The sequence below is a fragment of the Kitasatospora saccharophila genome, from assembly GCF_039529925.1.
GTDB lineage: Bacteria > Actinomycetota > Actinomycetes > Streptomycetales > Streptomycetaceae > Kitasatospora > Kitasatospora saccharophila.
The window spans coordinates 85785-112507 of record NZ_BAAANS010000022.1 but is presented as its reverse complement, the minus strand read 5'-3'; the positions used below and the strand labels follow the sequence as shown (position 1 = coordinate 112507).

23 protein-coding genes are annotated in these 26723 nt (G+C 74.2%); 8 read left to right on the top strand and 15 right to left on the bottom strand.

Annotated features, from left to right (window positions below; genetic code table 11):
* Nucleotides 1-92: 92 nt before the first annotated feature.
* On the bottom strand, nt 93-1007 hold the full coding sequence (locus tag ABD345_RS17840; RefSeq protein WP_344553210.1) for a DNA-3-methyladenine glycosylase family protein: 915 nt from the start codon (nt 1005-1007) through the stop codon (nt 93-95).
* Nucleotides 1008-1181: 174 nt separating this feature from the next.
* Here ABD345_RS17840 and ABD345_RS17835 point away from each other — a divergent pair, with 174 nt between their 5' ends.
* Together ABD345_RS17835 and ABD345_RS17830 are read left to right on the top strand one after the other, a co-directional pair.
* Nucleotides 1182-1970: a TIGR03089 family protein gene (locus ABD345_RS17835; RefSeq protein WP_344553209.1), complete on the top strand. Its 789-nt coding sequence runs from the start codon at nt 1182-1184 to the stop codon at nt 1968-1970.
* Between the two features lie 178 nt (nt 1971-2148).
* On the top strand, nt 2149-3912 hold the full coding sequence (locus ABD345_RS17830; protein WP_344553208.1) for an LCP family protein: 1764 nt from the start codon (nt 2149-2151) through the stop codon (nt 3910-3912).
* Nucleotides 3913-4097: 185 nt separating this feature from the next.
* Here ABD345_RS17830 and ABD345_RS17825 read toward each other — a convergent pair whose 3' ends face one another.
* On the bottom strand, nt 4098-4703 hold the full coding sequence (locus tag ABD345_RS17825; protein WP_344553207.1) for an acyltransferase: 606 nt from the start codon (nt 4701-4703) through the stop codon (nt 4098-4100).
* A 137-nt stretch (nt 4704-4840) separates the two neighbouring features.
* On the opposite strand from ABD345_RS17825, the gene ABD345_RS17820 reads away from it, so the two are divergent.
* Nucleotides 4841-6364, top strand: coding sequence for an LCP family protein (locus tag ABD345_RS17820; RefSeq protein ID WP_344553206.1), 1524 nt, complete (start codon nt 4841-4843; stop codon nt 6362-6364).
* 156 nt (nt 6365-6520) lie between these two features.
* Here ABD345_RS17820 and ABD345_RS17815 read toward each other — a convergent pair whose 3' ends face one another.
* From ABD345_RS17815 to ssuE, 3 genes are all read right to left on the bottom strand, one after another.
* On the bottom strand, nt 6521-9079 hold the full coding sequence (locus ABD345_RS17815; RefSeq protein WP_344553205.1) for an ABC transporter permease: 2559 nt from the start codon (nt 9077-9079) through the stop codon (nt 6521-6523).
* Nucleotides 9080-9096: 17 nt separating this feature from the next.
* Entirely contained in the window at nt 9097-9882 is a 786-nt protein-coding gene (locus ABD345_RS17810; RefSeq protein WP_344553204.1) for an ABC transporter ATP-binding protein, read from the bottom strand.
* A gap of 289 nt (nt 9883-10171) precedes the next feature.
* Nucleotides 10172-10726, bottom strand: a complete 555-nt coding sequence (ssuE, locus tag ABD345_RS17805) for an NADPH-dependent FMN reductase (protein WP_344553203.1) — start codon at nt 10724-10726, stop codon at nt 10172-10174.
* A gap of 368 nt (nt 10727-11094) precedes the next feature.
* Between ssuE and ABD345_RS17800 the strand changes: the two genes are divergently transcribed.
* Both ABD345_RS17800 and ABD345_RS17795 read left to right on the top strand, forming a co-directional pair.
* The gene (locus tag ABD345_RS17800; RefSeq protein WP_344553202.1) at nt 11095-12432 is read left to right on the top strand and encodes an LCP family protein; all 1338 of its coding nucleotides are present in this window, start codon (nt 11095-11097) and stop codon (nt 12430-12432) included.
* A 109-nt stretch (nt 12433-12541) separates the two neighbouring features.
* Nucleotides 12542-13012 carry a serine O-acetyltransferase gene (locus ABD345_RS17795; protein WP_344553201.1) on the top strand — a complete coding sequence of 157 codons (471 nt, stop codon included), beginning with the start codon at nt 12542-12544 and terminating at the stop codon, nt 13010-13012.
* A gap of 21 nt (nt 13013-13033) precedes the next feature.
* Here ABD345_RS17795 and ABD345_RS17790 read toward each other — a convergent pair whose 3' ends face one another.
* Entirely contained in the window at nt 13034-14203 is a 1170-nt protein-coding gene (locus ABD345_RS17790) for an LCP family protein (RefSeq protein WP_344553199.1), read from the bottom strand.
* A gap of 137 nt (nt 14204-14340) precedes the next feature.
* On the opposite strand from ABD345_RS17790, the gene ABD345_RS17785 reads away from it, so the two are divergent.
* Both ABD345_RS17785 and ABD345_RS17780 read left to right on the top strand, forming a co-directional pair.
* A complete protein-coding gene (locus ABD345_RS17785) occupies nt 14341-15684 on the top strand; it encodes a UDP-glucose dehydrogenase family protein (RefSeq protein ID WP_344553198.1) in 1344 nt (447 codons plus the stop codon).
* 51 nt (nt 15685-15735) lie between these two features.
* On the top strand, nt 15736-16143 hold the full coding sequence (locus ABD345_RS17780; RefSeq protein WP_344553197.1) for a CoA-binding protein: 408 nt from the start codon (nt 15736-15738) through the stop codon (nt 16141-16143).
* Between the two features lie 7 nt (nt 16144-16150).
* Here ABD345_RS17780 and ABD345_RS17775 read toward each other — a convergent pair whose 3' ends face one another.
* Genes ABD345_RS17775 through ABD345_RS17760 form a run of 4 tightly spaced genes read right to left on the bottom strand, consistent with a single transcriptional unit; the run spans nt 16151 to nt 19910 of the window.
* Nucleotides 16151-16984, bottom strand: coding sequence for a MerR family transcriptional regulator (locus ABD345_RS17775; protein WP_344553196.1), 834 nt, complete (start codon nt 16982-16984; stop codon nt 16151-16153).
* Nucleotides 16985-17025: 41 nt separating this feature from the next.
* Complete coding sequence (locus tag ABD345_RS17770) at nt 17026-18219, bottom strand: dipeptidase (RefSeq protein WP_344553195.1); 1194 nt, start codon at nt 18217-18219, stop codon at nt 17026-17028.
* A 12-nt stretch (nt 18220-18231) separates the two neighbouring features.
* Nucleotides 18232-18756 (bottom strand): 5-(carboxyamino)imidazole ribonucleotide mutase, encoded by a 525-nt coding sequence (purE, locus tag ABD345_RS17765; protein ID WP_344553193.1) that lies wholly within the window; start codon nt 18754-18756, stop codon nt 18232-18234.
* A complete protein-coding gene (locus ABD345_RS17760; protein ID WP_425556841.1) occupies nt 18753-19910 on the bottom strand; it encodes a 5-(carboxyamino)imidazole ribonucleotide synthase in 1158 nt (385 codons plus the stop codon). Before ABD345_RS17760 ends, purE begins: the two co-directional genes overlap by 4 nt.
* A 171-nt stretch (nt 19911-20081) precedes the next feature.
* On the opposite strand from ABD345_RS17760, the gene ABD345_RS17755 reads away from it, so the two are divergent.
* Nucleotides 20082-20603, top strand: coding sequence for a GtrA family protein (locus ABD345_RS17755; RefSeq protein WP_344553191.1), 522 nt, complete (start codon nt 20082-20084; stop codon nt 20601-20603).
* Between the two features lie 28 nt (nt 20604-20631).
* Here the strand turns inward: ABD345_RS17755 and ABD345_RS17750 are convergent, their stop codons facing one another.
* The 5 genes from ABD345_RS17750 to ABD345_RS17730 form a co-directional block, all read right to left on the bottom strand.
* The gene (locus ABD345_RS17750; RefSeq protein WP_344553190.1) at nt 20632-21873 is read right to left on the bottom strand and encodes an ATP-binding protein; all 1242 of its coding nucleotides are present in this window, start codon (nt 21871-21873) and stop codon (nt 20632-20634) included.
* Nucleotides 21874-21926: 53 nt separating this feature from the next.
* On the bottom strand, nt 21927-22601 hold the full coding sequence (locus ABD345_RS17745) for a response regulator transcription factor (RefSeq protein ID WP_285740005.1): 675 nt from the start codon (nt 22599-22601) through the stop codon (nt 21927-21929).
* Between the two features lie 231 nt (nt 22602-22832).
* Entirely contained in the window at nt 22833-23999 is a 1167-nt protein-coding gene (gene hutI, locus ABD345_RS17740) for an imidazolonepropionase (protein ID WP_344553187.1), read from the bottom strand.
* Nucleotides 24000-24187: 188 nt separating this feature from the next.
* The gene (locus tag ABD345_RS17735; RefSeq protein WP_344553185.1) at nt 24188-25540 is read right to left on the bottom strand and encodes a formimidoylglutamate deiminase; all 1353 of its coding nucleotides are present in this window, start codon (nt 25538-25540) and stop codon (nt 24188-24190) included.
* Nucleotides 25525-26712, bottom strand: a complete 1188-nt coding sequence (locus tag ABD345_RS17730) for an allantoate amidohydrolase (protein ID WP_344553232.1) — start codon at nt 26710-26712, stop codon at nt 25525-25527. Before ABD345_RS17730 ends, ABD345_RS17735 begins: the two co-directional genes overlap by 16 nt.
* Nucleotides 26713-26723 lie beyond the last annotated feature (11 nt).

Here is a 26723-nt window from a genome sequence, read left to right as displayed (position 1 = left end):
CGGAAGCCCACGCGCGCCACGGCAGTGCACCGCCCGCAGCCACGACCTCGCCGTTCCCCGAGCCCCTGGTGGTGCTCTCCCGAGCCGTCTGCCTAACGGTTGCGGTGGTCGTTGGGGGCGAGGCGGGGCCCGTACTTCGGGGGGCGGGCTCCGGTGAGGGGGAGGATGCGGCAGAGGCGGTGCCGGTGGGGGCGGTAGGGCTCCAGGAGGGCGAGCATCTGGGCGTCGTCGCTGCGGGGGCGGCCGGCCAGGGCCCAGCCGACGGTGTTGGGGAGGTGGAAGTCCCCGACGGAGACCGCGTCGGCGTCGCCGTTGCTGCGCTGGAGGGTCTCGGCGGCCGTCCAGGGGCCGACGCCGGGGACGGCGGTGAGGCGGGCGAAGGCGTCCGCCGGGGGCATCGCGGCGGCCTGTTCGAGGCGGGCGGCGAGCCGGACCGCGCGCAGGACGGTGGCGGAGCGCTTGGGGTCGACGCCGGCCCGGTGCCAGGCCCAGCTGGGGACGAGGGTCCACTCCCGGGCGGAGGGGACGACCCGCATGCCGAGGTCGGCGGCCGGGCCGGGGGCCGGGGTGCCGTGGTCGCGGAGCAGGGTGCGCCAGGCGCGGTACGCCTCCACGGTGGTGACCTTCTGCTCCAGGACCGCCGCGACCAGCGACTCCATCACCAGGCCGGTGCGGGTCAACCGCAGCCCGGGGCAGGAGCGTTGGGCCTCGCGGAGCGGCCCGGGCGGCAGGGTGAGGCCGGCCGGGTCGTCGTGCGCGCCGAGCATCGCGGGGAGCTGTTCGAGCAGCCAGCCGCCGCCGGGGCCCCAGCCGGTGGCGTCGATCTCGTCGGCCCGCTGGACGATCCGCAGGGTGCCCGGCCCGTCGGGGGTGCGGGAGGCGCGCCAGACGGCGCCGTCGGGGGTGCGCCGGAAGGCCGGGTCGCCGGTGCCGCGCTGCAGCGGGAAGAGGGTGCGGCCCAGGTCGAGCGGGTAGCCGGGCCGCCACTGCCGGGTCTGGGCGGGCATCGGTACGTCCTCGGGGTGCGGGTGCGGGTGCGGGTGCAGGTGCGGGCGCGGGGCCCCGGGGGTGTGGGCCGGGGCACCGGCGAGCGTAACGCGGGGCGGTGACACGACGCGGCGTTCCGACCGGCCGGGCACCCTCCCGTTCGGCGGGGGGCAGGACGTAGGCTGGGCCGCACCATGACTGCGCCTTTCGCTGCCGACGCCCGTACCCCCGCCGAGCTGCTGCAGGCCTTCCTGCGCCCGGGGTCCGCTGCCGACCCGTCCCGCCCGTTGGTGACCTTCTACGACGACTCGACCGGGGAACGGGTGGAGCTGTCCGCGAAGACGTTCGACAACTGGGTGGCGAAGACGGCCAACCTGCTGCAGGACGAGTTGAACGCCTCGCCGGACGACCGGGCGGCGCTGCTGCTGCCGGCGCACTGGCAGAGCGCGGTGTGGCTGCTGGCCTGCTGGTCGGTGGGCGTGGTGGCGGTGCCGCAGGGCGAGCCGAAGGACACCGAGCTGGTGGTCTCCGGGCCGGACGGACTGGCGGCCGCGCAGGAGTGCCCGGGCGAGCGGGTGGCGCTGGCGCTGCGCCCGCTGGGCGGGCGGTTCCCGCAGCGGCCGGACGGGTTCCTGGACTACGCGGCGGAGGTGCCCGGACAGGGCGACCGGTTCGCCCCGTACTCGCCGGTGGACCCGCAGGCGGTGGCGCTGGAGACGGTGGTGGACGGACTGCCGCTGAAGCTGACCGGCGAGCAGACGGTGGCGCTGGCCCGCGAGGGCGCGGCCCGGCTGGGCCTGGACGGCGACAGCCGCGTCCTGTCGACGCTCTCCTTCGACGACTGGGCGGGCCTGGAGGCGGGCCTGCTGGCGCCGCTGGCGGTCGGCGCCTCGGTCGTGCTGTGCCGGAACTCCGGGCAGTTGACGGAGGAGCAGTGGCAGAGCCGGATCGACTCCGAACGGGTGACTCTGCGCCTCGGTTGACGCTCCCGGCGCCCCGGGGCGGGTAGTCCTGGGGCGATGGCAGTGGAGTGCGGCGGCGCGCTCCGTCCGGCGGATCGGACCGGACGGGGCGCGCCGCAACCGTTTTCCGCCCGTTCGCCGGGTGACGGGTATCACATCGTGGACGGTTCGGGCGTCAGGCTCGTCTAGGGTGTCCGGGATGAACAGCGGACACCGGAACCGGGGCGACTCGGCGGACTCGATCCCTCCCGGCGTCGACCCCGCCGACCAGTGGGTGCTCGACCCGGCGACCGGCGAGTTCCGGCTCGACCTGGACGCGGGACGGCGGCCCTCCGACGCACGGCCCCGCGCCGCCTCGGCGCGCCCGCAGGCCGGCCGCCGGGCCGCGGACGGCTCCGCCACCTCCGCCGCCGGTGCCTCCGCCGCGGAGCCGACCGGCGAGCGGGGCCCCCGGGGCTCCCGGGCCGCCGCCCGGAACCCGAAGGGCGCGACCGCGGCGCCGGGCGGCCGGGCCGCCCGCCGCAAGGGCCGTTCCAGCCGCGGCCGACGGGTGCTGAAGTGGACCGCGGGCACGCTCGGCCTGGTGCTGGTGGCGGGCTGCGGCGGCGCGTACTACGTGTACCAGCACTTCAACAACAACATCTCCTCGGTGAAGGTCGACGTCGGCGACGACTCCGAGCGCCCGCAGGCGACCGACGCGCTGAACATCCTGGTGATCGGCACCGACAGCCGGGTCGGCCTGGGCCGCGAGTACGGCGACGAGGGCTCGGCCGGGCACGCGGACACCACGCTGCTGTTCCACATCTCCAAGGACCGCTCCAACGCGACGGTGCTGTCCATCCCGCGCGACCTGATGGTGCAGATCCCGGACTGCAAGACCGGCGACAAGACCATCCCCGGCGAGGCCCGGGCGATGTTCAACACCAGCCTGGGGCAGGACGGCCGCGACCCCGGCTGCACCTGGAAGACCGTGGAGAAGCTGACCGGCGTCCGGATCAACCACTTCATGATGGTCAACTTCGAGGCGGTGAAGACGCTGTCGACCGCGGTCGGCGGGGTCGAGGTGTGCGCCGCCACCGACATCGACGACCCGTACTCGCACCTGAAGATGAGCGCGGGCCGGCACGTGGTGCAGGGCGAGGAGGCGCTGGCCTTCGTCCGCACCCGGCACGCGGTGGGCTTCGGCGGCGACCTGACCCGCATCCCGCTGCAGCAGCAGTTCATCTCCTCGATGATCCGCAAGATGAAGAGCAGCGACACCCTGACCAGCCCCACCAAGCTGTGGGACCTGGCGGACGCCGCCACCAAGGCGCTCACCGTCGACGACGGGATCGGCAGCGTCAACAAGCTCAAGGACCTGGCGCTCGACATCTCCCGGGTCGACACCAAGAACATCACCTTCACCACGGTGCCGGTGCTCGACGACCCGACGAACAACAACCACCTGGTGCTCAAGCCGAACGACGCCCAGCAGGTGTTCTCGATGATCGTCGCGGACCGCTCGCTGACCGACGTCCCCTCGCCGAGCCCGACCCCCGAGGCGCCCGCGCCGTCCTCCTCCGCCCCCGCCGCGCCCCAGGTGGACCCGGCCGGGGTGAAGGTCACCGTGCGCAACGGCAGCGGGGTCGGCAAGCAGGCCGCGAAGGTCGCCACCGCGCTCCAGGACAAGGGCTTCGCACTGGCCGTCGCGGGCAACAACGCCGACCCGACGGCCACCAGCACGGTCTCCTACCCCGCCGGGCACGAGGACGAGGCGCAGGCGGTCGCCGCGGCCCTCGGACTCCCCGGGACGGCGGTGCAGGTCGGCGGCAAGCTCACGGCGAAGGACGGCCTCGTGGTCGTCATCGGCAAGGACTTCACCGACGCGGGCAGCACGCCCTCGGCGGCCCCGTCCGAAGCGCCCAAGGACATCCAGCGGGTGCAGGCGGACGACACCAACGTCTGCGCGGCCAAGGGCAAGTAGGCGCAAGAGCGCGCATTCAGGGGCTCGGGGAACGGCGAGTCCGTGCTGCTGACGGCCGGAGCCCATCGAAGTGTCCGTGCTGCTGCGTGTCCTGAACAGAACCCGAAGCCGATGCGCGCTCCGGCAGTGAACCGCTCGCAGACTGGGCCTCGCCGTTCCCCGAGCCCCTGAATGCGCGGGCGCGGCTAGGCGTCGCGGGTGAGGGTGCCGGAGGCGCTCTCGGTGTAGGTCTCGCCGGTGCGGGGGCAGCGCCAGCGCTGCGGGCCGTCGGGGGCGAGGGGTTCGCCGGCCCGGCCGACCCACTTGATCCGGCGGGCGGGGACGCCGGCCACCAGGGCGTGGTCGGGGACGTCGCGGTGGACGACGGCGCCCGCGGCGACCAGGGCCCAGCGGCCGACGGTGACGCCGGCGACCAGGACGGCGCGGCCGCCGATCGAGCAGCCCTCGCGGAGGGTGACGCCGCGGGCGTGCCAGTCGTCGCCGCGCTTGAGCTTGCCGTCGGGGTCGACGGAGCGAGGGTAGAGGTCGTTGGTGAGGACGGCGGCGGGGCCGACGAAGACGCCGTCCTCCAGGACCGCGGGCTCGTACACCAGGGCGTGGTTCTGGAGCTTGACCCGGTCGCCGAGCCGGACGCCGGGGCCGACGTACGCGCCGCGGCCGATGATGCACTCGGCGCCGATCCGGGCGTCCTCCCGGACCTGGGCGAGGTGCCAGACGGTGCTGCCGGGGCCGATCTCGGCGCTCGGGTCGACGTCGGCGGTGGCCTCGATCCTGGGGGCGCTGCTCGTCATGGCGCGAGCCTAGTGCGCGGGGGCGGCCCCCGTCCGGCGTTCCGGGGAGCGGCTCCGACGGTTCGTCAGGCCGCGCGGGCGGGGCGTCCGGCGCGCCGTCCGGTCGGGTGGCGGGCGGGCCGCCTAGCATGCGGAAGATGTCCCGTCAGCGCCCTCCCGAACGCCAGCCCGCACCCGTTCGGCCGCGGCGGCCGGGCCGCCGCCGCTGGGGCGGCTGGGCGGCGGGCACCCTCTCCTTCGCGGTGCTGGCCACCTCGTGCGGCGGGTGGGCGGTGCTGAACGGCATCGGCTCCTCGCTCGACCGGGTGGACGCGATCGGCGGCGGGCCGGACCGCCCGGCCGACGACGGCGCCGAGACCTTCCTGGTGGTGGGCACCGACGAGCGCGCGGGCATCCCGGACTCCACCCTGAAGGACGTGCTGCACGCGGGCGGCGAGTCCTGCCACTGCACCGACACGATGATGGTCGTGCAGTTGTCCGCGAACCGCGGCCGGGCCACCGTGGTGTCCGTCCCGCGCGACTCCTACGTGGACATCCCCGCGCACCGGGACCTCGCCACCGGGGAGCAGGTGGAGGCCGGCAAGGGCAAGATCAACGCGGCGTACGGGATGGGCGGGGCGCCGCTGGCGGTGCGCACCGTCGAGCAGAACACCGGGCTGCGGATCGACCACTACGTCGAGGTGAACTTCCTCGGCTTCGTCTCCACCGTGGACGCCCTGGGCGGCGTCGAGGTGTGCACCGCCAAGCCGCTGCGGGACGACTACTCGGGCCTGGACCTGCCGGCCGGCACCACCAGGCTGGACGGCGCCGGGGCGCTGCGCTACGTCCGGGCCCGGCACGTGGACGGCTCCTCCGACCTCGGGCGGATGCACCGTCAGCAGAAGCTCCTGGCGCAGCTGTTGCACCGGGCGTCCGCCGGGGACACCCTGCTCGACCCGGCGAAGCTGTCCGGGGTGCTGGACACCGTGCTGCGCTCGGTCAAGGTCGACAAGGGGCTGGGCGACGCCGAACTGCTGGAGTTCGCGGGCCGGTTGAAGGACCTGTCGGCGGCGAACGCGGACTTCGTCACGGTGCCGCTGGCCGAGGTGGACCACCAGGTCGCGGGGTGGGGGTCCACCGTGCTGTGGGACGAGAAGGGCGCGGCGGCGCTGTTCGAGGCCCTCCGGGCCGGGCGTCCGCTCACCGGGGCCGGGGCCGGGGCGCCGGTGTCCACCGCCGCGCCGAGCGCCTCGCCCGTTGCCGGAACGGTTCCGCCGGGCGAGGTCCGGGTGCAGGTGCTCAACGGCGCGGGCGTCCAGGGCCTGGGCTTCCGGGTCGACGCGGAACTGCGCAAGGCCGGGTTCGCCACCACCGGCATGCCGTCCAACGCGCCCGGCGGGCAGGCGGCCGCGACCCGGACGGTGATCCGCTACGACCCGCGCTGGGACGAGTCGGTGAAGACCCTGGCGGCGGCCCTGCCCGACGCCGAGCTCGAATCCGTCCCGGGCCTGGGGGCGACCTTCCAGGTGGTCGCGGGCAGCGGGTACCGCGGGCCCTCGGACGGCGGCTCCTCCCCGGAGCCCTCGGCGACGGCGGGGCCTTCGGCGACGGCCGCCGCGACGGCCGGGCCTTCGGCGGTGGCGGGGGCGGAGAGCGGGAGCGAGATCGGCTGTCCGGCCTGAGGAGTGCCGGGCCCGGGGAGAAGCCGGGCTGCTGTCCGTGGAAGGCACGCAGCAGCACGGACCTTCGATGGGCTCCGGCCGTCAGCAGCATCGCCCCGCCGTTCCCCGGGCCCCTGGCGGGGCGCGGGGAACGGCGGGGCGCGGGGTGACGGCGGGTCAGTCGGAGGCGATGGCGGCCAGCACGTTCATCCGGGCGGCGCGGAAGGCCGGGACGAGGGCGGCGACCAGGCCGATGACCACGGATCCGGCCAGGACGGTGATCACGGTGCCGGTGGGGACGGTGAGGACGGTCAGGCCGTTGCCGGCCAGGACGGACCGGGCGGTGACGCCCCAGCCGAGGCCGAGCGCGGTGCCGAGGACGGCGCCGAACAGGGCGATGACCACGGATTCGAGCCGGACCACCCGGCGCAGCTGGCGGCGGGAGAGGCCGATGGCGCGCAGCAGGCCGATCTCCCGGGTGCGCTCGATCACCGACAGGGCCAGCGTGTTGACCACGCCGAGGACGGCGACCACGATCGTCAGGCCGAGCAGGCCGTAGACCATGGCGAGCAGCTGGTCGACCTGGTCCTTGATCATCGTCTTGTAGCCGGCCTTGTCCTGGACGGTCAGCTGCGGGTGGTCGGCGAGCGACTTCTGCAGGTCGGCGAGGACGGTGGCCTTGTCGGTGCCGGGCGCGGCGGCGGCGAACAGCGCGGAGTCCTGGACGGCCGCCACGTCGACGGCCTTGCCGACGGTGTCGATCGAGGTGAGGAACTGGCCGTCGAACAGCTGGTTGCCGGTCTCGACGACGGCGGCGACCTTCAGGGTCTGGCCGGCGCCGGTCTCGGTGCTGTAGGTGACGGTGATCGGGTCGCCGACCTTGAGGTGGTGCGCGTCGGCGAAGTCCTGGCCGATGGCCAGGCCGTCGCCGGCGAACGCGGCCTCGGCGCTGCCGGAGGCGATCGGGAGCCGGAAGTCCCGCAGGTAGCCGGGCTCGGCGGCGGTGACCCGGTTCAGCACCTGGGTGCCGTCGGGGAGGGTGAAGCGGGCGCCGAGGTGCTTCTCCTCGGTGAGGTGGTCCAGGCCCGGGCTCTTCCGGGCGGCGTCGACCGCGGCCTGGCTGACCGTGCCCTGGCCGCCGTCGACCACGTAGTCGGCGCCGACCGAGCCGTCGATCTGTTCGGTCATCGAGGAGACCATCGAGGAGGTGACCACGGAGGCGCCGATCACCACGGCCAGGCCGATCATCAGGGCGGCGGCGGTGGAGCCGGTGCGGCGCGGGTTGCGCATGACGTTGCGCTGGGCGAGCCGGCCGGCCGGGCCGAACAGGGCGGGCAGCGCGCCGCCGAGCAGCCGGAGCAGGCCGGAGACCAGCAGCGGGCCGAGCACCACGGCGCCGACCAGGGTGGCGAGCACGCCGAGCAGGATCAGCATCCCGCCGGTGGCGCCGCTGGAGGAGGCGGCCAGCACCAGGGCGGTGGCGCCGATCGCGCCGGCCGCGGTGCCGAGCGCGGCGCGCACCCGGTTGGCGCCCGGCTCGACGGGGGCGGCGTGGTCGAGCAGCGCGGCCATCGGGGTGATCCGGGAGGCGCGGCGGGCCGGGACGAAGGCGGCGAGCAGGGTGACCAGCACGCCGACCGCGTACGACGCGGCGGGCACCGTCCAGGTGATCTCCAGCGAGGTGTCCAGGCCCATTCCGGCGGCCCGCATCAGCTGGATCATGCCGAGCGCGAGGCCGAGGCCGGCCGCGATGCCCAGGGTGGAGCCGAGCACGCCGAGGATCAGGCCCTCGATCAGCACCGAGCGGTTGACCTGGGAGCGGCTGCCGCCGATGGCGCGCAGCAGGCCGATCTCCCGGGTGCGCTGGGTGACCAGCATGGAGAAGGTGTTGACGATCAGGAAGCCGCCGACGCCGGCCGCGAGGACCGCGAAGCCGAGCATCGCGTACTTCATGAAGTCCAGGAAGCCGCCGACGTCGGAGGAGTTCTCCTTCTGCTGCTCGGCGGCGGTCTTGGCCTGGAAGCCGCTGCCGAGGTCGGCCAGGGCGGCGGTCTTCAGCTGCTCGTCGGTGCGGCTGCCGTCGCCGAACAGCTCGACGGAGGTGTACGCCTCGGTGCCGAGCAGGATCCGCTGGGCGGTGGGGGTGTCCAGGAAGGCGAGGGCGGCGCCGGGGTTGGTGGTGCGGAAGGTGGCGATGCCCGCGATGGTGAAGTCGTGGTCGGCGTCGGTGATGATCCGGACCCGGGAGCCGAGGTCGAGGTGGGCCTTCTCCGCGGTGTCGGCGTCCAGCACCAGCTGGTCGGCGCCCTGCGGGACGTGGCCGGAGGTGATCTCGACGGAGTTGCGCGGGGTGTCGGTCCAGTTGCCGGTGAGGGTGGGGGCGCCGGAGGTCGGGCCGATCACCTTGTTGGTGGCGGGGTCGACCAGCGTCGCGGTGGCGGTCATCACCTGGCCGACCGCGGCCTTGACGCCGGGCTCGGCGGCGAGCCGGCGCTGGGTGTCGACCGGGATGCTGGGGGCCGGGCCGGGGCCGTTCTCGGTGATCTCGTCCTTGGCCTTGGAGACCGAGAGGTCGGAGGCGGTGGAGGCGAACAGCCGGTCGAAGGTGCTGGTGGCGGTGTTGTAGAAGACCAGGGTGCCGGCCACGAAGGCGACCGAGAGCACCACGGCGAGCAGGGAGAGCAGCAGGCGCCACTTGTGGGCGAAGAAGCTCCGCAGCGAGGTCTTGAGCAGCATGGGGTTCCGGCTCCGTCTCAGCTGGTGCGCTTGCCGTCGAAACGGCGCATGCGGGTCAGGACGGAGTCGGCGGTGGGGTTGTGCATCTCGTCGACGATCGCGCCGTCGGCGAGGAAGAGCACCCGGTCCGCGTGGCCGGCGGCGACCGGGTCGTGCGTCACCATGACGATGGTCTGGCCGAGTTCGTCGACCGAGCGGCGCAGGAAGCCGAGCACCTCGGCGCCGGAGCGGGAGTCGAGGTTGCCGGTGGGCTCGTCGCCGAAGATGATCTCGGGCCGGGCGGCCAGCGCGCGGGCCACCGCGACGCGCTGCTGCTGGCCGCCGGAGAGCTGGCCGGGGCGGTGCTTGAGGCGGCCGGACAGGCCGACGGTGTCGATCACCTGCTGGAGCCAGGCCTGGTCGGGCTTGCGGCCCGCGATGTCCATCGGCAGCGTGATGTTCTCCACCGCGTTCAGGGTGGGGAGCAGGTTGAACGCCTGGAAGATGAAGCCGATCTTGTCCCGGCGCAGCCTGGTGAGCTGCTTGTCCTTCAGGCCGGTGATCTCGGTGTCGCCGATCCAGATCCGCCCCTCGGAGACGGCGTCCAGCCCGGCCAGGCAGTGCATCAGCGTCGACTTGCCGGACCCGGACGGGCCCATGATCGCGGTGAAGCGGCCGCGCTCGATGTCGACGTCGACCGCGTCCAGCGCCGTCACCCGGGTCTCCCCCGCGCCGTACGCCTTGGTGACCTGCCGGGCCCGGGCGGCGCTGCCGTCCCGCTCGGGCAGGGATGAGAGGTGGGCGGCGCTCGCTGCCGTGGTCACTGCGTGCTCCTGTCGTGGGGTGTGCCGTGGTCACCCCAGCCTTCCCGGCGCGCCCCCGGTCGCGGAATCCTGCTGGCTACCGTCTTCGGGGTGGGGCCGGCCCCACCTTCGGAGGTGTGGCTGGGGTGAGGGCTCCACGGTAGGAGCGGGCCCGGCCGGGGGTCGTCCTCCACCGGACTGACCCCCGTCCCGGGAAAGCGTCCGGGGCCCGGGCCCTCTCCCCTAGGGGTCGCCGCGCCGCGGTCTGAGGGTCCCGGGCCCCGGGCGGGGCCGTTTCGCTGACGAACGGTCAGCCGGCCACCGCGAGTCGCACCCTGGGGGCGAGCGCGGCGGAGAACGCGTCCACCACCGGGGTGAGCAGCACCTCGGTCTCGCGCTCCAGTTCGGTGCCGCCGTCCTCGCGCAGGCCGACGTGCCGGTCCAGCACGAACCAGCCCTGGGTGATGTGCCCGGCGCCCATCGAGCTGAGCACCGGCCGCAGCGCGTAGTCCACCGCCAGCACGTGCGCGGTGGAGCCGCCGGTGGCCAGCGGCAGCACCGTCTTGCCGCGCAGCGCGTACTGCGGCAGCAGGTCGAGCAGGGCCTTCAGCAGCCCCGAGTAGGCGGCCTTGTAGACCGGGGTGCCGATCACCACGCCGTCGGCCTGCTCGAACAGCTCGACGGCCCTGGCTATCGCCGGGTCCGAGGTGTCCGCGGCGAGCAGCGCGGCGGCGGGCAGCGAGCGGGCGTCCAGCGCGCGGACCTGGTGCCCGTGCGAGACGAGCCGGCGGTCGACGTGGCGCAGCAGCCGGGTGGTGCGGGAGGTCGCGGACGGGGAACCGGAGACGGACAGGATCACGGCCATGGAGTCACCTCGGGGCGTACGGCCGCGGGCATGGCGCGGCCGGGAAGCGAGAAAGGGGGATCGGCGAGGGCACGGGTCGCCTGGGGGTGAGTGCGCGCGGCGGTGGGCGTCAGCCGCGACACAGCGAGCAGGACACCCGACCGTGGTCGACGTGCCGCCGACGGGTGAGGACCTGACGCTGCTCCATGCGTTCATGCAAACACGGCCGGTTTCGGCGGGTCAAGGCCGTGCCCGCCTGGTGAACACGGCCGTGCCCGCCTGGTGAACAGTGCTCCGAACCGTCCGCGCCCTGCATCAAAACGGCCACAACGGGGCCCCGGGCGCCCCCGCGATCACTGCGCGGGCCCCGGTTCGGGCATCCTTCCCCCATGAACACGTGGCAGGAGCGCCCGGGGGGCGGCGCATACGGGCAGGGCGACGCGGCGCGGGGCCAGGGCGGAGCAGCGGCCGAGCCGCCGCTGCCGCCGGAGCTGAACCCGCGCGGCACGGGCGTCCCGCTCTCCCGTCCCGCCCGGCAGGACAGCGAACGGCCGCCGTACGGCGGCGGGCAGCCCCCGTACGGCAACGGCGACGGCGGGCAGCCCCCGTACGGCAACGGCGGCAGCGGCGGCGGGCAGCCCCCGCACCGCGGCGGGCAGCCGTACGGGCAGCAGCCGCCCGAGCGGGGCCGGGGCGGGCCGGGGGCGGGGGCCGGGGAGGCCGCGCCGCGGCCGCGCCGTTCGCGCAAGAAGATCGTCGGCTACTCGGTGCTCGGCCTGGTGCTGGCGCTGCTGGTGACCATGACCGGCACCTACTTCTGGGCCGACGGCAAGCTGCACCACGAGAACGTGCTGGCCGACTACCCGGGCCGCCCGGCCGCGGGCAAGGGCACCAACTGGCTGATCGTCGGCTCGGACAGCCGGGCCGGCCTCACCGACGCGGACGAGCAGAGCCTGCACACCGGCTCCGCCGAGGGCAAGCGCAGCGACTCGATGATGATCCTGCACATCGGCGACAACGGGAACACCCTGATGTCGATCCCGCGCGACTCCTGGGTGCAGATCCCGGCCCACCTGGACACCTCCGGCAGCGGCAAGACCGTCCCGGCCGCCACCCGCAAGATCAACGCGGCCTTCGCGGCCGGCGGCGGCCGCCTGCTGGTGCAGACCGTCGAGACCAGCATGAACCTGCGGATCGACCACTACGCGGAGATCGGCTTCGCCGGTTTCGTCGGCCTGGTGGACGCGGTCGGCGGCGTCGAGATGAACATCGAGCAGCCGGTCAAGGACAAGGACTCCGGCCTCGACCTGCAGGCCGGCACCCAGACCCTGAACGGCAAGCAGGCGCTCGCCTTCGTCCGGCAGCGGCACCAGATGGCCGACCAGGACCTGGGCCGGATGCGCAACCAGCAGAAGTTCCTCGGCGCGCTGGCCGAGCAGGCCGCCTCCCCGACGACGCTGCTCAACCCGTTCACCTTCTACCCGCTGGTCTCGGCCGGGCTGGACACCGTGATCGTCGACGACGACGCCGGGCTGACCGACCTGGGCTCGATGTTCCTGGCCATGAAGGGCGTCACCGGCGGCGACGGCCAGACCATCACCGTGCCGATCGGCAACCCGGACTACCGCACCTCCACCGGCGAGTCCGCCGTCAAGTGGGACGACGCCAAGTCCAAGGCGGTCTTCGAGGCGATGCGCAACGACACCGCCGTCCCGGCCGCCAAGTGACCCCCGCCGTCCCGCGGCGGCGTCCGGAATTCGCACGGCGAATCCGAACTGCCGCCGCGGGGCGCGTCGTCGGCGGTGCGCCGGCCCGGTCGGCGGGACAATGTCGGCCATGTCGCTGGTGACCTCCCTCATCTACCGCCGCCGCAGCCGGCTGTTCGGCCGCCTGGTCCAGGAGGCCCTGGCCCTGTACGGGATGGAGGTCCCGGCCGCCGCCGAGATCGGGCCCGGGCTGGTGGTCTTCCACCGCGGCTTCGGCACCGTGCTGCACCCGTACACCACGCTGGGCGCGAACGTCACCCTCTACAACGGCGTCACCATCGGCCGGGCCGACCCGTGGGTCCCGCAGGAGTCCTCGGCGATGCGGCGGGTGGTGCTGGAGGACGGCGTGACGGTCTGCGCCGGGGCGAAGATCGTCTGCAAGAGCGGGGTCCTCACCGTCGGCGCCGACACCGTCGTCGGCGCCAACGCCGTGCTGACCCGCTCGACCGGGCCCGGCGAGATCTGGGCCGGCGTCCCGGCCCGGAAGGTCGGCGAGCGGAACCGGGTGCACGAGCAGGGGCGGGCCGCGGCCGTCAACTGACGCCGGTCCGGCCGGCGCCGGTCAGTCCACGTCCGTCCCGAGGGTGCCGGTGCTGGTGCGGTGCTCGGCCAGGTAGGCGTCCATCCGGTCGGTGCGCACGGCGTTCCAGAGCACGCCCGCGGCGCCGTCGTCCAGCAGGACCACGTCCTGGCCGTCGACGGTGTCGAAGCCGCCGAAGGGGGCGTTCATGAAGTGGACGCCGTCCGGGCGGACGTCGCGCAGGCTCCAGGCGAGGTCGTAGAGGTCGCCGTTGCTGAGCCGGTCGTCGACGCTGGCCACGTCGCCGATGGTGCCGAGCAGGCCGGTGAGCTTGGACGGGCTGGAGAGGGTGCCCGAGCTCATGGTCTTGATCATCAGGGAGCGCAGGAAGTTCTGCTGCCGCTTGGTGCGGTCGAGGTCGCCGTTGGGCAGCCCGTGCCGCTCGCGGACGTAGAGCAGCGCCTCCGCGCCGTCCATGTGGTGGGTGCCGGCCAGCCACTCCCGGGCGTCGCCCTTGGCCTCGATGGTGCGCGGGATGGTGATGTCCACGCCGCCGACGGCGTCGGTGAGCGCGCGGAAGCCGCTCCAGTCGATCACCGCGACGTGGTCGATCCGGATCCCGGTCAGGTCCTGGACCGTCCGCACCATCAGCGCCGGGCCGCCCCAGGAGTAGGCCGCGTTGATCTTCGCCTTGCCGTGGCCGGGGACCGGCACCCAGGTGTCGCGCGGGAGGGACACCAGCGAGACCGACTTCCGGTCCGCCGAGATGTGCATCAGCATCATGGTGTCGCTGCGCTGCGCCCCGGCCCGCCAGGCGGGCGCCCCGGCGTCCTTGCCGGTGGTCGGTCCGTCGGAGCGGGCGTCCAGGCCGACCAGCAGGAAGGTCTGCCCGCTGTGCGGCACCGCCGACGGCTGCTCGGAGGCGGGCAGCGTCGGGAAGGCGTCCGGGATCCGCCGCACCGAGGACGCGTAGTGGTCGGCCGCCCACAGCACCGCGCCGAACGCGCCGCCGAACAGCACCAGCAGCACCGCCAGCGTCCAGGCCAGCAGCCGCCGCAGCCGCCGCCGGCGCCGCGGGGCCTCCCCGGCCCCCTGCGCCGCCGCCTCCTCCGCCGGGCCGTCCCCGTCCTCGTCCCCGTGCTCGTCGCGGTCGAAGATGCTCAGCGGCCCGGTGTCCTCCTCCGGCTCGTCGCCCCGCCCCTTGGAAGTCATGGCGGCATTGTGAACCTTCCGCACAGACCTTCGAGCCGGAATCGGGAAATCTGCGCATCCGCGGCCCCCGGCGGGGCGGATACCATCGGTGGCTGCGGCCGTCGCACCTGGTACGGCCCGGACCGAAGGGAACGCGTGTGGCTCCCCGCATCACGGTGATCGGCACCGGCTACCTGGGCGCGACGCATGCCGCCTGCATGGCGGAGCTCGGGTTCGAGGTCCTGGGTCTCGACGTCGACCGGGACAAGCTGGCGGCACTGGCCGCCGGGCGGGTGCCGATGTACGAACCGGGGCTGTCCGAACTGCTGCTCAAGCACGTCGCGGGCCACGAGGGCTCGACCGGGCGGCTGCGCTTCACCGACTCCTGGGAGGAGGTCGCGGCCTTCGGCGACGTGCACTTCGTCTGCGTGAACACCCCGCAGCGCAAGGGCGAGTTCGCCGCCGACATGAGCTACGTCGACTCCGCGATCGACTCCCTGGCCCCGCTGCTGGAACGGCCGGTGCTGGTGGTCGGCAAGTCGACCGTGCCGGTGGGCTCGGCGAACCGGCTGGCCGAGCGGCTGGCCGCGCTGGCCCCGGTCGGCGAGCGGGCCGAACTCGCCTGGAACCCGGAGTTCCTGCGCGAGGGCTTCGCGGTCGGCGACACCCTGCACCCGGACCGGCTGGTGGTCGGCGTGCGCAGCGAGAACGCCGAGCGGCTGCTGCGCGAGGTGTACGCGGGCCCGATCGCGGACGGCGTGCCGTTCGTGGTGACCGACTTCCCGACCGCCGAGCTGGTGAAGGCCGCCGCGAACTCCTTCCTGGCCACCAAGATCTCCTTCATCAACGCGATGGCCGAGGTCTGCGAGAGCGCCGGCGCCGACGTGGTGCAGCTGTCCAAGGCGCTCTCCTACGACGAGCGGATCGGCCGCAAGTTCCTGAACGCCGGCCTCGGCTTCGGCGGCGGCTGCCTGCCCAAGGACATCCGGGCGTTCATGGCCCGGGCCGGGGAGCTGGGCGCGGACCAGGCGCTGACCTTCCTGCGCGAGGTCGACTCGATCAACATGCGGCGCCGCTCCCGGATGGTGGAGCTGGCCCGCGAGCAGTGCGGCGGCGGCTTCCTCGGCCGCCGGGTCGCGGTGCTCGGCGCCGCGTTCAAGCCGAACTCGGACGACATCCGGGACTCCCCCGCGCTCAACGTGGCCGGGCAGGTCCAGCTGCAGGGCGCCCAGGTCACGGTGTACGACCCGAAGGCGATGGACAACGCCCGCAAGATGTTCCCCAGCCTCTCCTACGCCGCCACCCCGCTGGAGGCCGTCGAGGGCGCGCACGTGGTGCTGCACCTCACCGAGTGGCAGGAGTTCCGCGAGCTGGACCCGGCCGAGGTCGGCGCGCTGGTCGCCGAACGCCGCCTGGTCGACGGCCGCAACGTGCTGGACGGCGAAGCCTGGCGGGCCGCGGGCTGGACCTACCGGGCGATGGGGCGGCCCTACCCGGAGTGAGCCGCGCGGGCGGCCCGGAATGACCGGCGCGGTGGCGCCGTTGCCCCTGGCATGAGCTACGGAGACGACGCCACCGTCCGGAAGGTCCTCACCGACTCCGGCGACACCTGGGCCGTGGTCGGCCTGTCCAACAACACCGCGCGCGCCGCGTACGGCGTGGCCCGGGTGCTGCAGCGGGCCGGGAAGCGGATCGTGCCGGTGCACCCGAAGGCCGAGACGGTGCTCGGCGAGCCGGGCTACGCCTCGCTCGCCGAGATCCCCTTCCCGGTCGACGTGGTGGACGTGTTCGTCAACTCCGAGCTGGCCGGCCCGGTCGCCGACCAGGCGGTGGCGAAGGGCGCCAAGGCCGTCTGGTTCCAGCTCGGGGTGGTCGACGAGGACGCGTTCGCCCGCACCCGGGCGGCCGGGCTGGACATGGTGATGGACCGGTGCCCGGCGATCGAGCTGCCGAAGCTCTGACGCCCGCTCAGCCGCCGACCGGGAAGGCCACGTCGCAGACCTCGTCGGTCGGTCCGGCCGACATGACGTCGGTGAAGTAGACCTCGCGGCCGGGGCCGGTGCGCTCCGCGCCGGCGCCGTCCGCCCACTCGCAGACCGCGTCGTAGGCGCTGAGGATCTGCGGGTAGTCAAGCTGCGCCCTGGTGATCCGGGTGTACGCCTCGCGGTGCGCGGGCTCGATCCGGTGCGGGGCGGTGAGGCCGGGGGCCGCGGCCGGGTCGACGGGGACGCAGACCTCGACCGGGCCGTCGTTGTCCTCGTCGACCTGGCCGTGGTAGATCACGAAGGGCACGCCCGCCGGGCTGCCGGCCGCCGCCGCGAGGGCCGACAGCCGGCCGATGGCGCCGCCGATGAAGTCGTCCAGGTCCTGCGGCCGGGCCCGGCGCTGCTCGGTGAGCACCAACTGCTGGGGCACGTCCCGCTGTTCGACCGTGTACATGGTTTCGATCCCTTCGAGTCCGCTGAGTTGGACGCGGAGGTGCTCGGCCAGCGTCCGCTGCGAGGCGGTCCGCCGTTCGACGGCGGCCCAGTACGCGGCGATCCGCTCCGCCGCCGCGGGGCCCGGCAGGGCGAGCACCTCGGCGACGGTGGCCAGCGGCATGTCCAGGCCGCGCAGCCGGACGATCAGCCGCGCGGTGGCCAGGCGCTGCGGCCGGTAGTACCGGTAGCCGCTGTCCGGGTCGATCCGGTCCGGCGGCAGCAGTCCCTGCCGGTCGTACAGCCGCAGCGCCTTCGGTGACAGCAGGCCGCGACGGGCGAACTCACCGGTGGTGAGCAGCCGTTCCTCCTCCGCACCGGCCACGCTGCGGCCTGCCCCAGGGGCGGGGTCAAGACCTCCGTGGTTCACGCGCCGTCCAACTGCTCGCGGGTGGCGGTCGAGGGGCGGCGCTCGGCCCGCAGCCGGCGCGCGACGGTCTCGGCGCCGCGCAGCGCCCGGAGCGCGTTGTGCCAGGTCAGCTTGGCGAGGTCGGCCTCGGACCAGCCGCGGCGCAGCAGTTCGGCGACCAGCGCCGGGTAGCCGGAGACGTCCTCCAGGCCGGACGGGGTGAAGGCGGTGCCGTCGTAGTCGCCGCCGATGCCGACGTGGTCGACGCCGGCGACCTCCCGCATGTGGTCGAGGTGGTCGGCGACGGTGGCGGCGGTGGCGACCGGGCGGGGGTGGGCGGCCTCGTACGCGCGCTGCACGGCCATCGCCTCGGGGGTGGTCTCCAGCGGGTGGAAGCCCCGGGCCGCCATGTTGGCGTCGGCGGCGAGCGTCCACTCGATGGCGGCGGGCAGCACGAACTTGGGCACGAAGGTGACCATCGCGACGCCGCCGTTGGCGGGCAGCCCCGCCAGCACGTCGTCGGGGACGTTGCGCGGGTGGTCGCAGACGGCCCGGGCGGAGGAGTGCGAGAAGAGCACCGGGGCCTCGGAGACCCGCAGCGCGTGGCGCATGGTGCCGGCGGAGACGTGCGAGAGGTCGACCAGCATGCCGAGCCGGTTCATCTCCCGGACCACCTCCTCGCCGAAGGCGCTCAGCCCGCCGTGCACGGGCTCGTCGGTGGCGGAGTCGGCCCACGGCACGTTGGAGTTGTGGGTGAGCGTCAGGTAGCGCACGCCCAGCTCGTACAGCGCCCGCAGGGTGGCCAGCGAGGAGTTGATGCTGTGCCCGCCCTCGGCGCCCATCAGCGAGGCGATCCGGCCCTCGGCGCGGGCGGCCTCCACCTCGTCGGCGGTCAGCGCGAGCCGCAGGTGCTCGGGGTGACGGGCGGTCATCCGCTTGACGAAGTCGACCTGTTCGAGCGTCGCGCTGACCGCGCCGTCCCCCGACAGCTCGGCCGGCACGTACACCGACCAGAACTGCGCACCGACCCCGCCGGCCCGCAGGCGGCCGAGGTCGGTGTGCAGCCGGTGGCTCTGGTCGGCCGTCAGGTCGACGGCGTCGAGGTCGTACCCGGCCTGGGCGCGCATCGCCCAGGGCAGGTCGTTGTGGCCGTCCACCACCGGCGTGGTGCGCAGGACGGCCCGGGCGCGGTCGAGCAGTTCGGGGGTCATCCCCCCGTTCTACTACTTGCCGAAGCCGAAGGAGTCGTTCCCCGCGACCTTGGCGCGCAGCTTGCGGCCCTTCTCGGTGGCCTGGTTGTTCAGCTCGGCCTGGAACTCGACCATCTTCTCGGCGAGTTCGGCGTCGAACGCGGCCAGCATCCGGACCGCGAGCAGCCCGGCGTTGCGCGCGCCCGCCACCGAGACCGTCGCCACCGGCACCCCGGCGGGCATCTGGACGATCGACAGCAGGCTGTCCATCCCGTCCAGGTAGCGCAGCGGCACCGGCACCCCGATAACCGGCAGCGGCGTCACCGACGCCAGCATCCCGGGCAGGTGCGCGGCCCCGCCGGCCCCGGCGATGATCGCCTTCAGCCCGCGCCCGTGCGCCTGCTCGCCGTAGGCGACCATCTCGCGCGGCATCCGGTGCGCGGAGACCACGTCGACCTCGTACGGGATCTCGAACTCGTCGAGCGCCTGCGCGGCGGCCTCCATCACGGGCCAGTCGGAGTCGGAGCCCATCACGATGCCGACAAGGGGAGAGGTCATTCGGTGATCGTTCCTCGCAGGTAGGCGGCCGCGTGGCGGGCGCGCTCGCGGACGTCTTCGAGGTCGTCCCCGAAGACGTTGACGTGGCCGACCTTGCGGCCGGGCTTCACGTCCTTTCCGTACATGTGGATCTTGAGGCCGGGGTCGCGGGCCATGCAGTGCAGGAAGGCGCGGTACATGTCGGGGTAGTCGCCGCCGAGGACGTTGACCATGACGGTCCACTTGGCGCGCGGGCGGGGGTCGCCGAGCGGGAGGTCGAGGACGGCGCGCAGGTGGTTCTCGAACTGGGAGGTGACGGCGCCGTCCTGGGTCCAGTGGCCGGAGTTGTGCGGGCGCATGGCGAGCTCGTTGACCAGGATCCGGCCGTCGCGGGTCTGGAAGAGCTCGACGGCGAGGTGGCCGGTGATGTCGAGTTCGCCGGCGATCCGCAGGGCGAGCTGCTGGGCCTCGTCGGAGAGGGCGGGGTCGAGGTCGGGCGCCGGGGCGGTGACCTCGGCGCAGATGCCGTTCTCCTGGACGGACTCGACGACGGGGTAGGCGACGGCCTGGCCGCTGGGCGAGCGGACCACGTTGGCGGCGAGCTCGCGCAGGAAGTCGACCTTCTCCTCGGCCAGCACCGGGACGCCCGCGAGGAAGGGGGCGGCGGCCTCGGTCTCGTCCTTCACGACCCAGACGCCCTTGCCGTCGTAGCCGCCGCGGACGGTCTTCAGGACGACGGGGTAGCCCTCGCCCTCGTTCGCGAAGGCGGTGACGTCGGCCGGGTCGGCGACCAGGCGGTGCCGGGGGCAGGGGACGCCGATGGAGTCGAGCTTCGCCCGCATGACGCCCTTGTCCTGGGCGTTGACCAGCGCGTGCGGCCCGGGGCGGACGGCGACGCCCTCGGCCTGCAGGGTGCGCAGGTGCTCGGTGGGCACGTGCTCGTGGTCGAAGGTGATCACGTCGCAGTCGGCGGCGAAGGCCCGCAGCGTGTCGAGGTCTCGGTAGTCGCCGAGCACGGTGGTGCCGACCACCTGCGCGGCCGACTCCTGGGGGGTGTAGGCGAGGAGTTTGAAGCGGATGCCCAGCGGGATGCCCGCCTGGTGCATCATGCGGGCGAGCTGCCCGCCGCCGATGACTCCGACCACTGGAAAGTTCGCATTGCCCGCTACAGTCACGCGCTCCAGGATATCCGGGCCGGTGGGGGCCCTCGTACCGGCGTGCGCGGGGGTCGTGCGCGCCCGGATCGGGACGGGAGCACTCACGGAGTGCGGGTAGCCTGGTGGGCCGGATCGCACGACACCTACTTATCCGATCATGTGAAGTAGACGTAGACGGAGACAGCCCGGATGACGAGCACCATCGAGACGCGCCCCTCCCTGGTCCAGCGGCTGCGCGGGCTGTCCGCGGAGGCCGTGGGGTTCGCCCTGATCGGCGCCTCCGGCGTCGTGGTCAACTTCGGGCTGTTCTGGATCCTCAACAACGCCGTCGGCCTGGCCTCGCTGCGCTCCAACATCGCGGCCACCGTGGTGGCGATCGCCACCAACTACCTCGGCTACCGCTACTGGCTCTACCGGGACCGCGACGCCGCCTCGCGCAAGCGGGAGATCACGCTGTTCCTGCTGTTCAGCGGCATCGGCATGCTGATCGAGACCGGCACCCTGGGCTTCACCCAGTACGTGCTCGGGCTGGACACCTCCTTCGAGCGGCTGGGCGGCAAGTTCCTCGGCCTGGCGATCGCCACCGTCTTCCGCTTCGTCTCCTACCGCACCTGGGTGTTCAAGGCGATGCCGGAGCTGGAGGACCCCGCGGTGGTGCAGGAGGCGGAGCTGCTGCTGGCCGCCGAGGAGCGCCCCGCGCTGGCGAACTGACGACCGCGGGGGCGTTCAGCGGGGGCGTTCAGTCGCCCCCGTGGGCGAGGAAGAGCGCGAACACCGGCGGCCGCAGCGACAGCAGTTCGAGGCGGCCGCCGTCGGCTTCGGCGATGTCCCGGGCCACGGCCAGCCCGATGCCGGTGGAGTTGCGGCCGCTGACCGCCCGTTCGAAGACCCGGTTGCCGAGCTCCCGGGGGACGCCGGGCCCCTCGTCCTGGACCTCGGCGACCACCGAGCTGCCGGAGCGGCGCACCCGCAGCGTGATGGTGCCGGCGCCGTGCATCAGCGAGTTCTCGATCAGGGTGGCGAGCACCTGGGAGACGGTGCCGGGGGTGCCGATCACCCGGGCGTCGCGCAGTCCCTCGATGACCAGGCGGCGCCCGCTGTCGCGCAGGGTCGGGCCCCACTCCTCGACCTGCTGCTTGACCACCTCGTCGAGCCCGAAGGTCACCGCGGTGGGGCTGTTGGGGTCGCGCTGGTTGGTGAGCAGCCGCTGCACCACGTCGGTGAGCCGCTCGACCTGCTGGAGGCCGATCGCGGCCTCCTCCCGGACGGTGCCGGGGTCCTCGGCGAGCGCGGTGATCTCCTCCAGCCGCATGGAGAGCGCGGTGAGGGGGGTGCGCAGCTGGTGCGAGGCGTCGGCGGCGAGCCGGCGTTCGGCGGTGAGCATCCGGGCGATCCGTTCGGCGCTGGTGTCCAGCACCTCGGCGATCCGGTCGAGCTCGGGGACGCCGTAGCGGCGGCCCTGGGGCCGGGGGTCGCCGGAGCCGAGGCGTTCGGCGGTCTCGGCGAGGTCGGTGAGCGGCCGGGCGAGGCGCTTGGCCTGCCAGACGGCGAGCGCCACGGCGGCCTGGACGGCGAGCAGCGCGACCACGCCGAGCAGCAGCAGCATGTTGCCGATCTCGTGGTCCAGCGCGGTGCGGGACTGCTCGGCGGTGACGGTCTCCCCGCTGGCGCCGGTCTCGGTGGCGCTCAGCGCGTCGCCCCGGACGGGGTGGCCGAGGGCGATCTGCGACTGCCCGGGGATGTCCACGGTGACGTAGTAGTCGTCACCGGCGACCACGGCGGCGAACTTCTCGCCGCTGACCGGTTCGCCCGCGGCGAGCCGGCTCTCGACCAGGCCGAGCACCCGGAGCGCCACCGCGTCCACCCGGTCGTTGGCGGCGTTGACGATCGTCTGCTTCTCGATCAGGGCCAGCGGCACGCAGAACACCGCGACCACCACCAGGACGACGCCCAGCAGCGAGTTGATCATCCTGCGCTTCACGCCGGGCGGTCCTTCGGTTCGCGGTTCTGCCGGTCAGTTCTTCTCGGAGCCGGTCAGTTCTTCTCGAAGCGGAAGCCCACGCCGCGCACGGTGGCGATGTAGCGCGGGTTCGCGGCGTCGTCGCCGAGCTTCTTGCGCAGCCAGGAGATGTGCATGTCCAGGGTCTTGGTGGAGGTCCACCAGGTGGTGTCCCAGACCTGGCGCATGATCTCCTCGCGGGTGACCACCCGTCCGGCGTCCCGCACCAGGACCCGCAGCAGCTCGAACTCCTTGGCGGAGAGGGTGAGCTCCTCCTCGCCGAGCCAGGCGCGGTGCGACTCGATGTCGATCTTCACGCCGTGCGCGCCGGTGGTCAGCTGGTCGACGTTGCCGCGCCGGAGCAGGGCCCGGACCCGGGCGAGCAGTTCGGCCAGCCGGAACGGCTTGGTGACGTAGTCGTCGGCGCCGGCGTCCAGACCGACCACGGTGTCCACCTCGTCGGCGCGGGCGGTGAGCACCAGGACCGGGAAGCTCTTGCCGTCGGCGCGCAGCCGCCGGCAGACCTCCAGGCCGTCCATCTCGGGGAGGCCGAGGTCGAGCACGATCAGGTCGACGTCCTCGCCCAGGCCGGCGCCCAGGGCGGCCGGTCCGTCCTCGCGGACCAGTACCTCGTAGCCCTCGCGGCGCAGGGCGCGGGCCAGCGGTTCGGAGATTGCCGGGTCGTCCTCGGCCAGCAGCACACAGGTCATAGGGGCGATGGTAGACCGCGCGGGGGCCGCTGATCAGGGGACCTGCGGGACGGGCGGGGCTCCCGGGGGTGCCGCCTCCGGAGGGCGTTGCGCTTTCACGGGCATCACCCGCCAACTCCTTCAATTCGAAGGCATTCTTCGAATTCAACCAAGGAAACACACGCTGCACGATCAGGTAGCTTTACCTTCCGCATACCATTGCTGCTCCGCAGCCGGTCCGCCCCGCCGGGGTCAGAGCCTCCTGGCCCCGCCCTGCCAGACCGCGGCGGTCAGCGGGACGCCCGGGCGGTAGGCCAGGTGGACGTGCGAGGGGGCGTCCAGCAGGTGCAGGTCGGCGCGGGCGCCGGGGGCGATCCGGCCGACGTCGGTGCGGCGCAGGGCGAGGGCGCCGCCGGCGGTGGCGGCGTGCACCGCCTCGTCGGGGGTCATGCCCATCTCGCGGACCGCGACGGCGACGCAGAACGGCATCGAGCTGGTGAAGCTGGAGCCGGGGTTGCAGTCGGTGGAGAGCGCGACGGCGGCGCCCGCGTCCAGCAGGCGCCGGGCGTCCGGGTAGGGCGCGCGGGTGGAGAACTCGGCGCCCGGCAGCAGCGTCGCGACGGTGTCGCTCCCGGCCAGCGCGGCGACGTCCGCGTCGGTCAGGTGGGTGCAGTGGTCGGCGGAGGCGGCGCCGAGTTCGACCGCGAGCCGGACGCCGGGGCCGTGGCCGAGCTGGTTGGCGTGCACCCGGGGCCGCAGGCCGGCCGCGACGCCGGCGGTGAGCACCGCCCGGGCCTGGTCGCCGTCGAAGGCGCCGCGCTCGCAGAACACGTCCACCCAGCGGGCGTACGGCGCGCAGGCGGCCAGCATCTCGCCGGTCACCAGGTCGACGTACCCGTCCGGGTCGTCGGCGTACTCGGGGGCCACCACGTGCGCGCCCAGGTAGGTGGTCTCGGCGGTGTGCCCGGCGGCGATCCGCAGCGAGCGGGCCTCGTCGGGGGTGCTCAGGCCGTAGCCGGACTTCACCTCGACCGTGGTGGTGCCCTGGCGCAGCATCTCCGCCAGGTAGCGGGTCAGGTTGGCGTTGAGTTCGGCGTCGGAGGCGGCCCGGGTCGCCGCGACGGTGGTGCGGATGCCGCCCGCCTCGTACGCCCGGCCGGACATCCGGGCGTGGAACTCGGCGGTGCGGTCCCCGGCGAACACCAGGTGCGCGTGGCTGTCCACGAACCCGGGGAGCAGCGCCCGGCCGCCCGCGTCGGTGTGCTCGTCGGCGGCGGGTGCGGCGGCGGCCGGGCCGACCCAGGCGACGCGGTCGCCGTCCAGCACCACGGCGGCGTCGGCCAGCAGGCCGAGCGGGCCCGCGCCGAGGGCGGGGTCGTTGGTGACCAGCGAGCCGATGTTGCTGATGAGCAGGCTCATGAACGCGGGTTCCTTCTGGGGGGAGTCGGGCGCGGGTCTCAGCGCGGGGCGGGTCCCGGCGCGGGTCTCAGCGCGGGGCGGGTCCCGGCGCGGGTCCCGGCGCGGGGCGGGTCCCGGCGCGGGTCTCAGCGCGGGACGGGTCCCGGCGCGGGTCTCAGCGCGGGGCGGGTCCCGGCGCGGGGCGGGTCTCAGCGCAGGGCGGCCACCGCGTCCGCGAGCGCGCGGCCGGTCTCCGGGACGAGCCGGTGCACGCCGCCCTGGACGACGTGCCGCCCGCCGACCACCAGGTGGCGGACGTCGGCGGCGGACGCCGCGAACACCGCGGTCTCGGCGCCGAGCACCGGCGACGGCCCGGCGGTGCGGACGGAGTCGAGGGCGAGGACGCAGAAGTCGGCGAGCGCGCCCGGCTCCAAGCGGCCGGCCTCGGGCCAGCCGAGCGAGGCGTGGCCGTCCGAGGTGCCGGCGCGGAGCAGGGCGCCCGCGGTCCAGTGGCCGCGGGTGCGGGTGCGCAGGCGTTCGTCGAGTTCGAGGGCGCGGGCCTCCTCGAACGGGTCGATGACGGCGTGGCTGTCCGAGCCGAGGGTGATCGGGCAGCCCGCGGAGGCGAGCTGCCGGGCCGGGCCGATGCCGTCGGCGAGGTCCCGTTCGGTGGTGGGGCACATGCAGACGGTGGTGGAGGAGTCGGCGAGCAGCCGGACGTCCTCGTCGGTGAGGTGGGTGGCGTGCACGGCGGTGGTGCGCGGGCCGAGGACGCCGTGGTCGGCGAGCAGCCGGGTCGGGGTGACGCCGTGCGCGGCGAGGCAGGCGTCGTTCTCGGCGGTCTGTTCGGAGAGGTGGACGTGCAGCGGGGCCCGGCGGGTCGCGGCCCAGTGCGCGACGGTGCCCAACTGCCCGGCGGGGACGGCCCGGACGCTGTGCACGGCGGCGCCGATCCGGGCGTGCGGGCGGTCGGTCAGGGCGGCGGCGCGGTCGGCCCAGGCGTCCGCGTCGCCGTCGGAGAAGCGCAGTTGGGGCTCGGTCGGTTCGGCGCCGAAGCCCGCGGACAGGTAGCAGCTGTCGAGCAGGGTGATCCGGATCCCGGCCCGGGCGGCGGCCTCGATCAGCGCCTCGCCCATCGCGTTCGGGTTCGCGTACCGGGTGCCGCCGGGCCCGTGGTGCAGGTAGTGGAACTCGCCGACGGCGGTGATCCCGGCGAGCGCCATCTCGGCGTACACGGCGGTGGCGAGCGCCAGGTAGCGGTCGGGGTCGAGCGCGGCGGCGACCTTGTACATGGTGTCGCGCCAGGTCCAGAACGTCCCGGAGCCGACCTGCACGGTGGAGCGCAGCGCCCGGTGGAAGGCGTGCGAGTGCGCGTTGGCCTGGCCGGGCAGGGCGAGCCCGGCCAGTCGGACCGCCCCGGCGGGGCAGGGCCCGCTGCGGGGGGTGACCCCGGTGATCCGGCCGTCCGGGCCGGCGGTGATCAGCACCTCGGGCTGGACGGCCGGGCCGTTCGGGTGCGGCAGCCAGGCGTGTTCGACCCAGTACGTCACGACGGACGGCATGCGAGGTCCTCCAGGACGTCGGCGAGGGCGCGCACGCCGGTGTGGCAGTCGGCCCGTTCGGCGTGCTCGGCCGGGGAGTGCGAGACGCCGGTGGGGTTGCGCACGAACAGCATGGCGGTCGGGACGGCGGATGCCAGGATCCCGGCGTCGTGTCCCGCGCCGGTCGGCAGGACGGGGGCGTTCAGCAGGGCGGCGAGGCGCTCGCGCAGCGGGCCGTCGAAGTCGACCACCGGGGTGTACGACTCGCGGGTGAGTTCGACCCGGACGCCGTCGCGTTCGCCGCGCTCGACGGCCGACTGCCCGATGCCCTCCACCAGTCGGCCCAGGGTGTGCTCGTCGGGGGCGCGCGAGTCCAGCCAGCCGCGGACCAGCGAGGCGACGGCGTTGGTGCCGTTGGGTTCGACGGCGACCTTGCCGAAGGTGGCCAGCGCCCCGGCCAGCCGGGCCTTCTTGCGGGCGGCGAGCACCGTGGTGGCGTAGGTCAGCATCGGGTCGCGGCGGTCGGCCAGCAGGGTGGTGCCCGCGTGGTTGGCCTCGCCGTGGAAGTCGAACCGCCACCGGCCGTGCGGCCAGATCGCGCTGGCCACCCCGACCGGCTGCCGCTCGGCGAGGAAGCGCCCCTGCTCGACGTGGAGTTCGACGAACGCGCCGATCCGGCCCAGCAGTTCGGGATCCGGCCCGATCAGCGCCGGGTCGTGCCCGGCCCGCTCCAGGGCGTCGGGCAGCCGCACCCCGTCGGCGTCGCGCAGCGCGTGCGCGGCCTCCCGGTCGAGCGCACCGGTGGCCAGCCGGGAGCCGACGCAGGCGACGCCGAACCGGGCGCCCTCCTCGTCCGCGAAGTTGACGATCCCCAGCGGACGGGTGAACTCGGCTCCGCGCGCACGGAGTTCGTCGTACGCGGCGAAGGCGGAGATCACCCCGAGCGGACCGTCGTAGGCGCCGCCGTCCGGGACGGAGTCCAGGTGCGAACCGGTGACCACGGCGTTCCCGGCGGCCGGGTCGCCGTGCCAGGCCCACTGGTTGCCGTTGCGGTCCGTCCGGCACGCCAGGCCGCGGGTCCGGGCCTGCTGCTCGAACCAGGCCCGGCACTCGGCGTCCGCGGAGTTCCAGGCGTGCCGCCGGTAGCCGCCGGTGGCGGCGGAGCGGCCCACCGGGAGCAGCTCCGCCCACATCGCGTCGAAGC

Bases quoted from the DNA above. Each gene is read 5' to 3' on its own strand.
- ABD345_RS17840 (WP_344553210.1), bottom strand. From the start codon at position 1,007: ATGCCCGCCCAGACCCGGCAGTGGCGGCCCGGCTACCCGCTCGACCTG.
- ABD345_RS17835 (WP_344553209.1), top strand. From the start codon at position 1,182: ATGACTGCGCCTTTCGCTGCCGACGCCCGTACCCCCGCCGAGCTGCTG.
- ABD345_RS17830 (WP_344553208.1), top strand. From the start codon at position 2,149: ATGAACAGCGGACACCGGAACCGGGGCGACTCGGCGGACTCGATCCCT.
- ABD345_RS17825 (WP_344553207.1), bottom strand. From the start codon at position 4,703: ATGACGAGCAGCGCCCCCAGGATCGAGGCCACCGCCGACGTCGACCCG.
- ABD345_RS17820 (WP_344553206.1), top strand. From the start codon at position 4,841: ATGTCCCGTCAGCGCCCTCCCGAACGCCAGCCCGCACCCGTTCGGCCG.
- ABD345_RS17815 (WP_344553205.1), bottom strand. From the start codon at position 9,079: ATGCTGCTCAAGACCTCGCTGCGGAGCTTCTTCGCCCACAAGTGGCGC.
- ssuE (WP_344553203.1), bottom strand. From the start codon at position 10,726: ATGGCCGTGATCCTGTCCGTCTCCGGTTCCCCGTCCGCGACCTCCCGC.
- ABD345_RS17800 (WP_344553202.1), top strand. From the start codon at position 11,095: ATGAACACGTGGCAGGAGCGCCCGGGGGGCGGCGCATACGGGCAGGGC.
- ABD345_RS17795 (WP_344553201.1), top strand. From the start codon at position 12,542: ATGTCGCTGGTGACCTCCCTCATCTACCGCCGCCGCAGCCGGCTGTTC.
- ABD345_RS17790 (WP_344553199.1), bottom strand. From the start codon at position 14,203: ATGACTTCCAAGGGGCGGGGCGACGAGCCGGAGGAGGACACCGGGCCG.
- ABD345_RS17780 (WP_344553197.1), top strand. From the start codon at position 15,736: ATGAGCTACGGAGACGACGCCACCGTCCGGAAGGTCCTCACCGACTCC.
- ABD345_RS17770 (WP_344553195.1), bottom strand. From the start codon at position 18,219: ATGACCCCCGAACTGCTCGACCGCGCCCGGGCCGTCCTGCGCACCACG.
- purE (WP_344553193.1), bottom strand. From the start codon at position 18,756: ATGACCTCTCCCCTTGTCGGCATCGTGATGGGCTCCGACTCCGACTGG.
- ABD345_RS17755 (WP_344553191.1), top strand. From the start codon at position 20,082: ATGACGAGCACCATCGAGACGCGCCCCTCCCTGGTCCAGCGGCTGCGC.
- ABD345_RS17745 (WP_285740005.1), bottom strand. From the start codon at position 22,601: ATGACCTGTGTGCTGCTGGCCGAGGACGACCCGGCAATCTCCGAACCG.
- hutI (WP_344553187.1), bottom strand. From the start codon at position 23,999: ATGAGCCTGCTCATCAGCAACATCGGCTCGCTGGTCACCAACGACCCC.
- ABD345_RS17735 (WP_344553185.1), bottom strand. From the start codon at position 25,540: ATGCCGTCCGTCGTGACGTACTGGGTCGAACACGCCTGGCTGCCGCAC.
- ABD345_RS17730 (WP_344553232.1), bottom strand. From the start codon at position 26,712: ATGTGGGCGGAGCTGCTCCCGGTGGGCCGCTCCGCCGCCACCGGCGGC.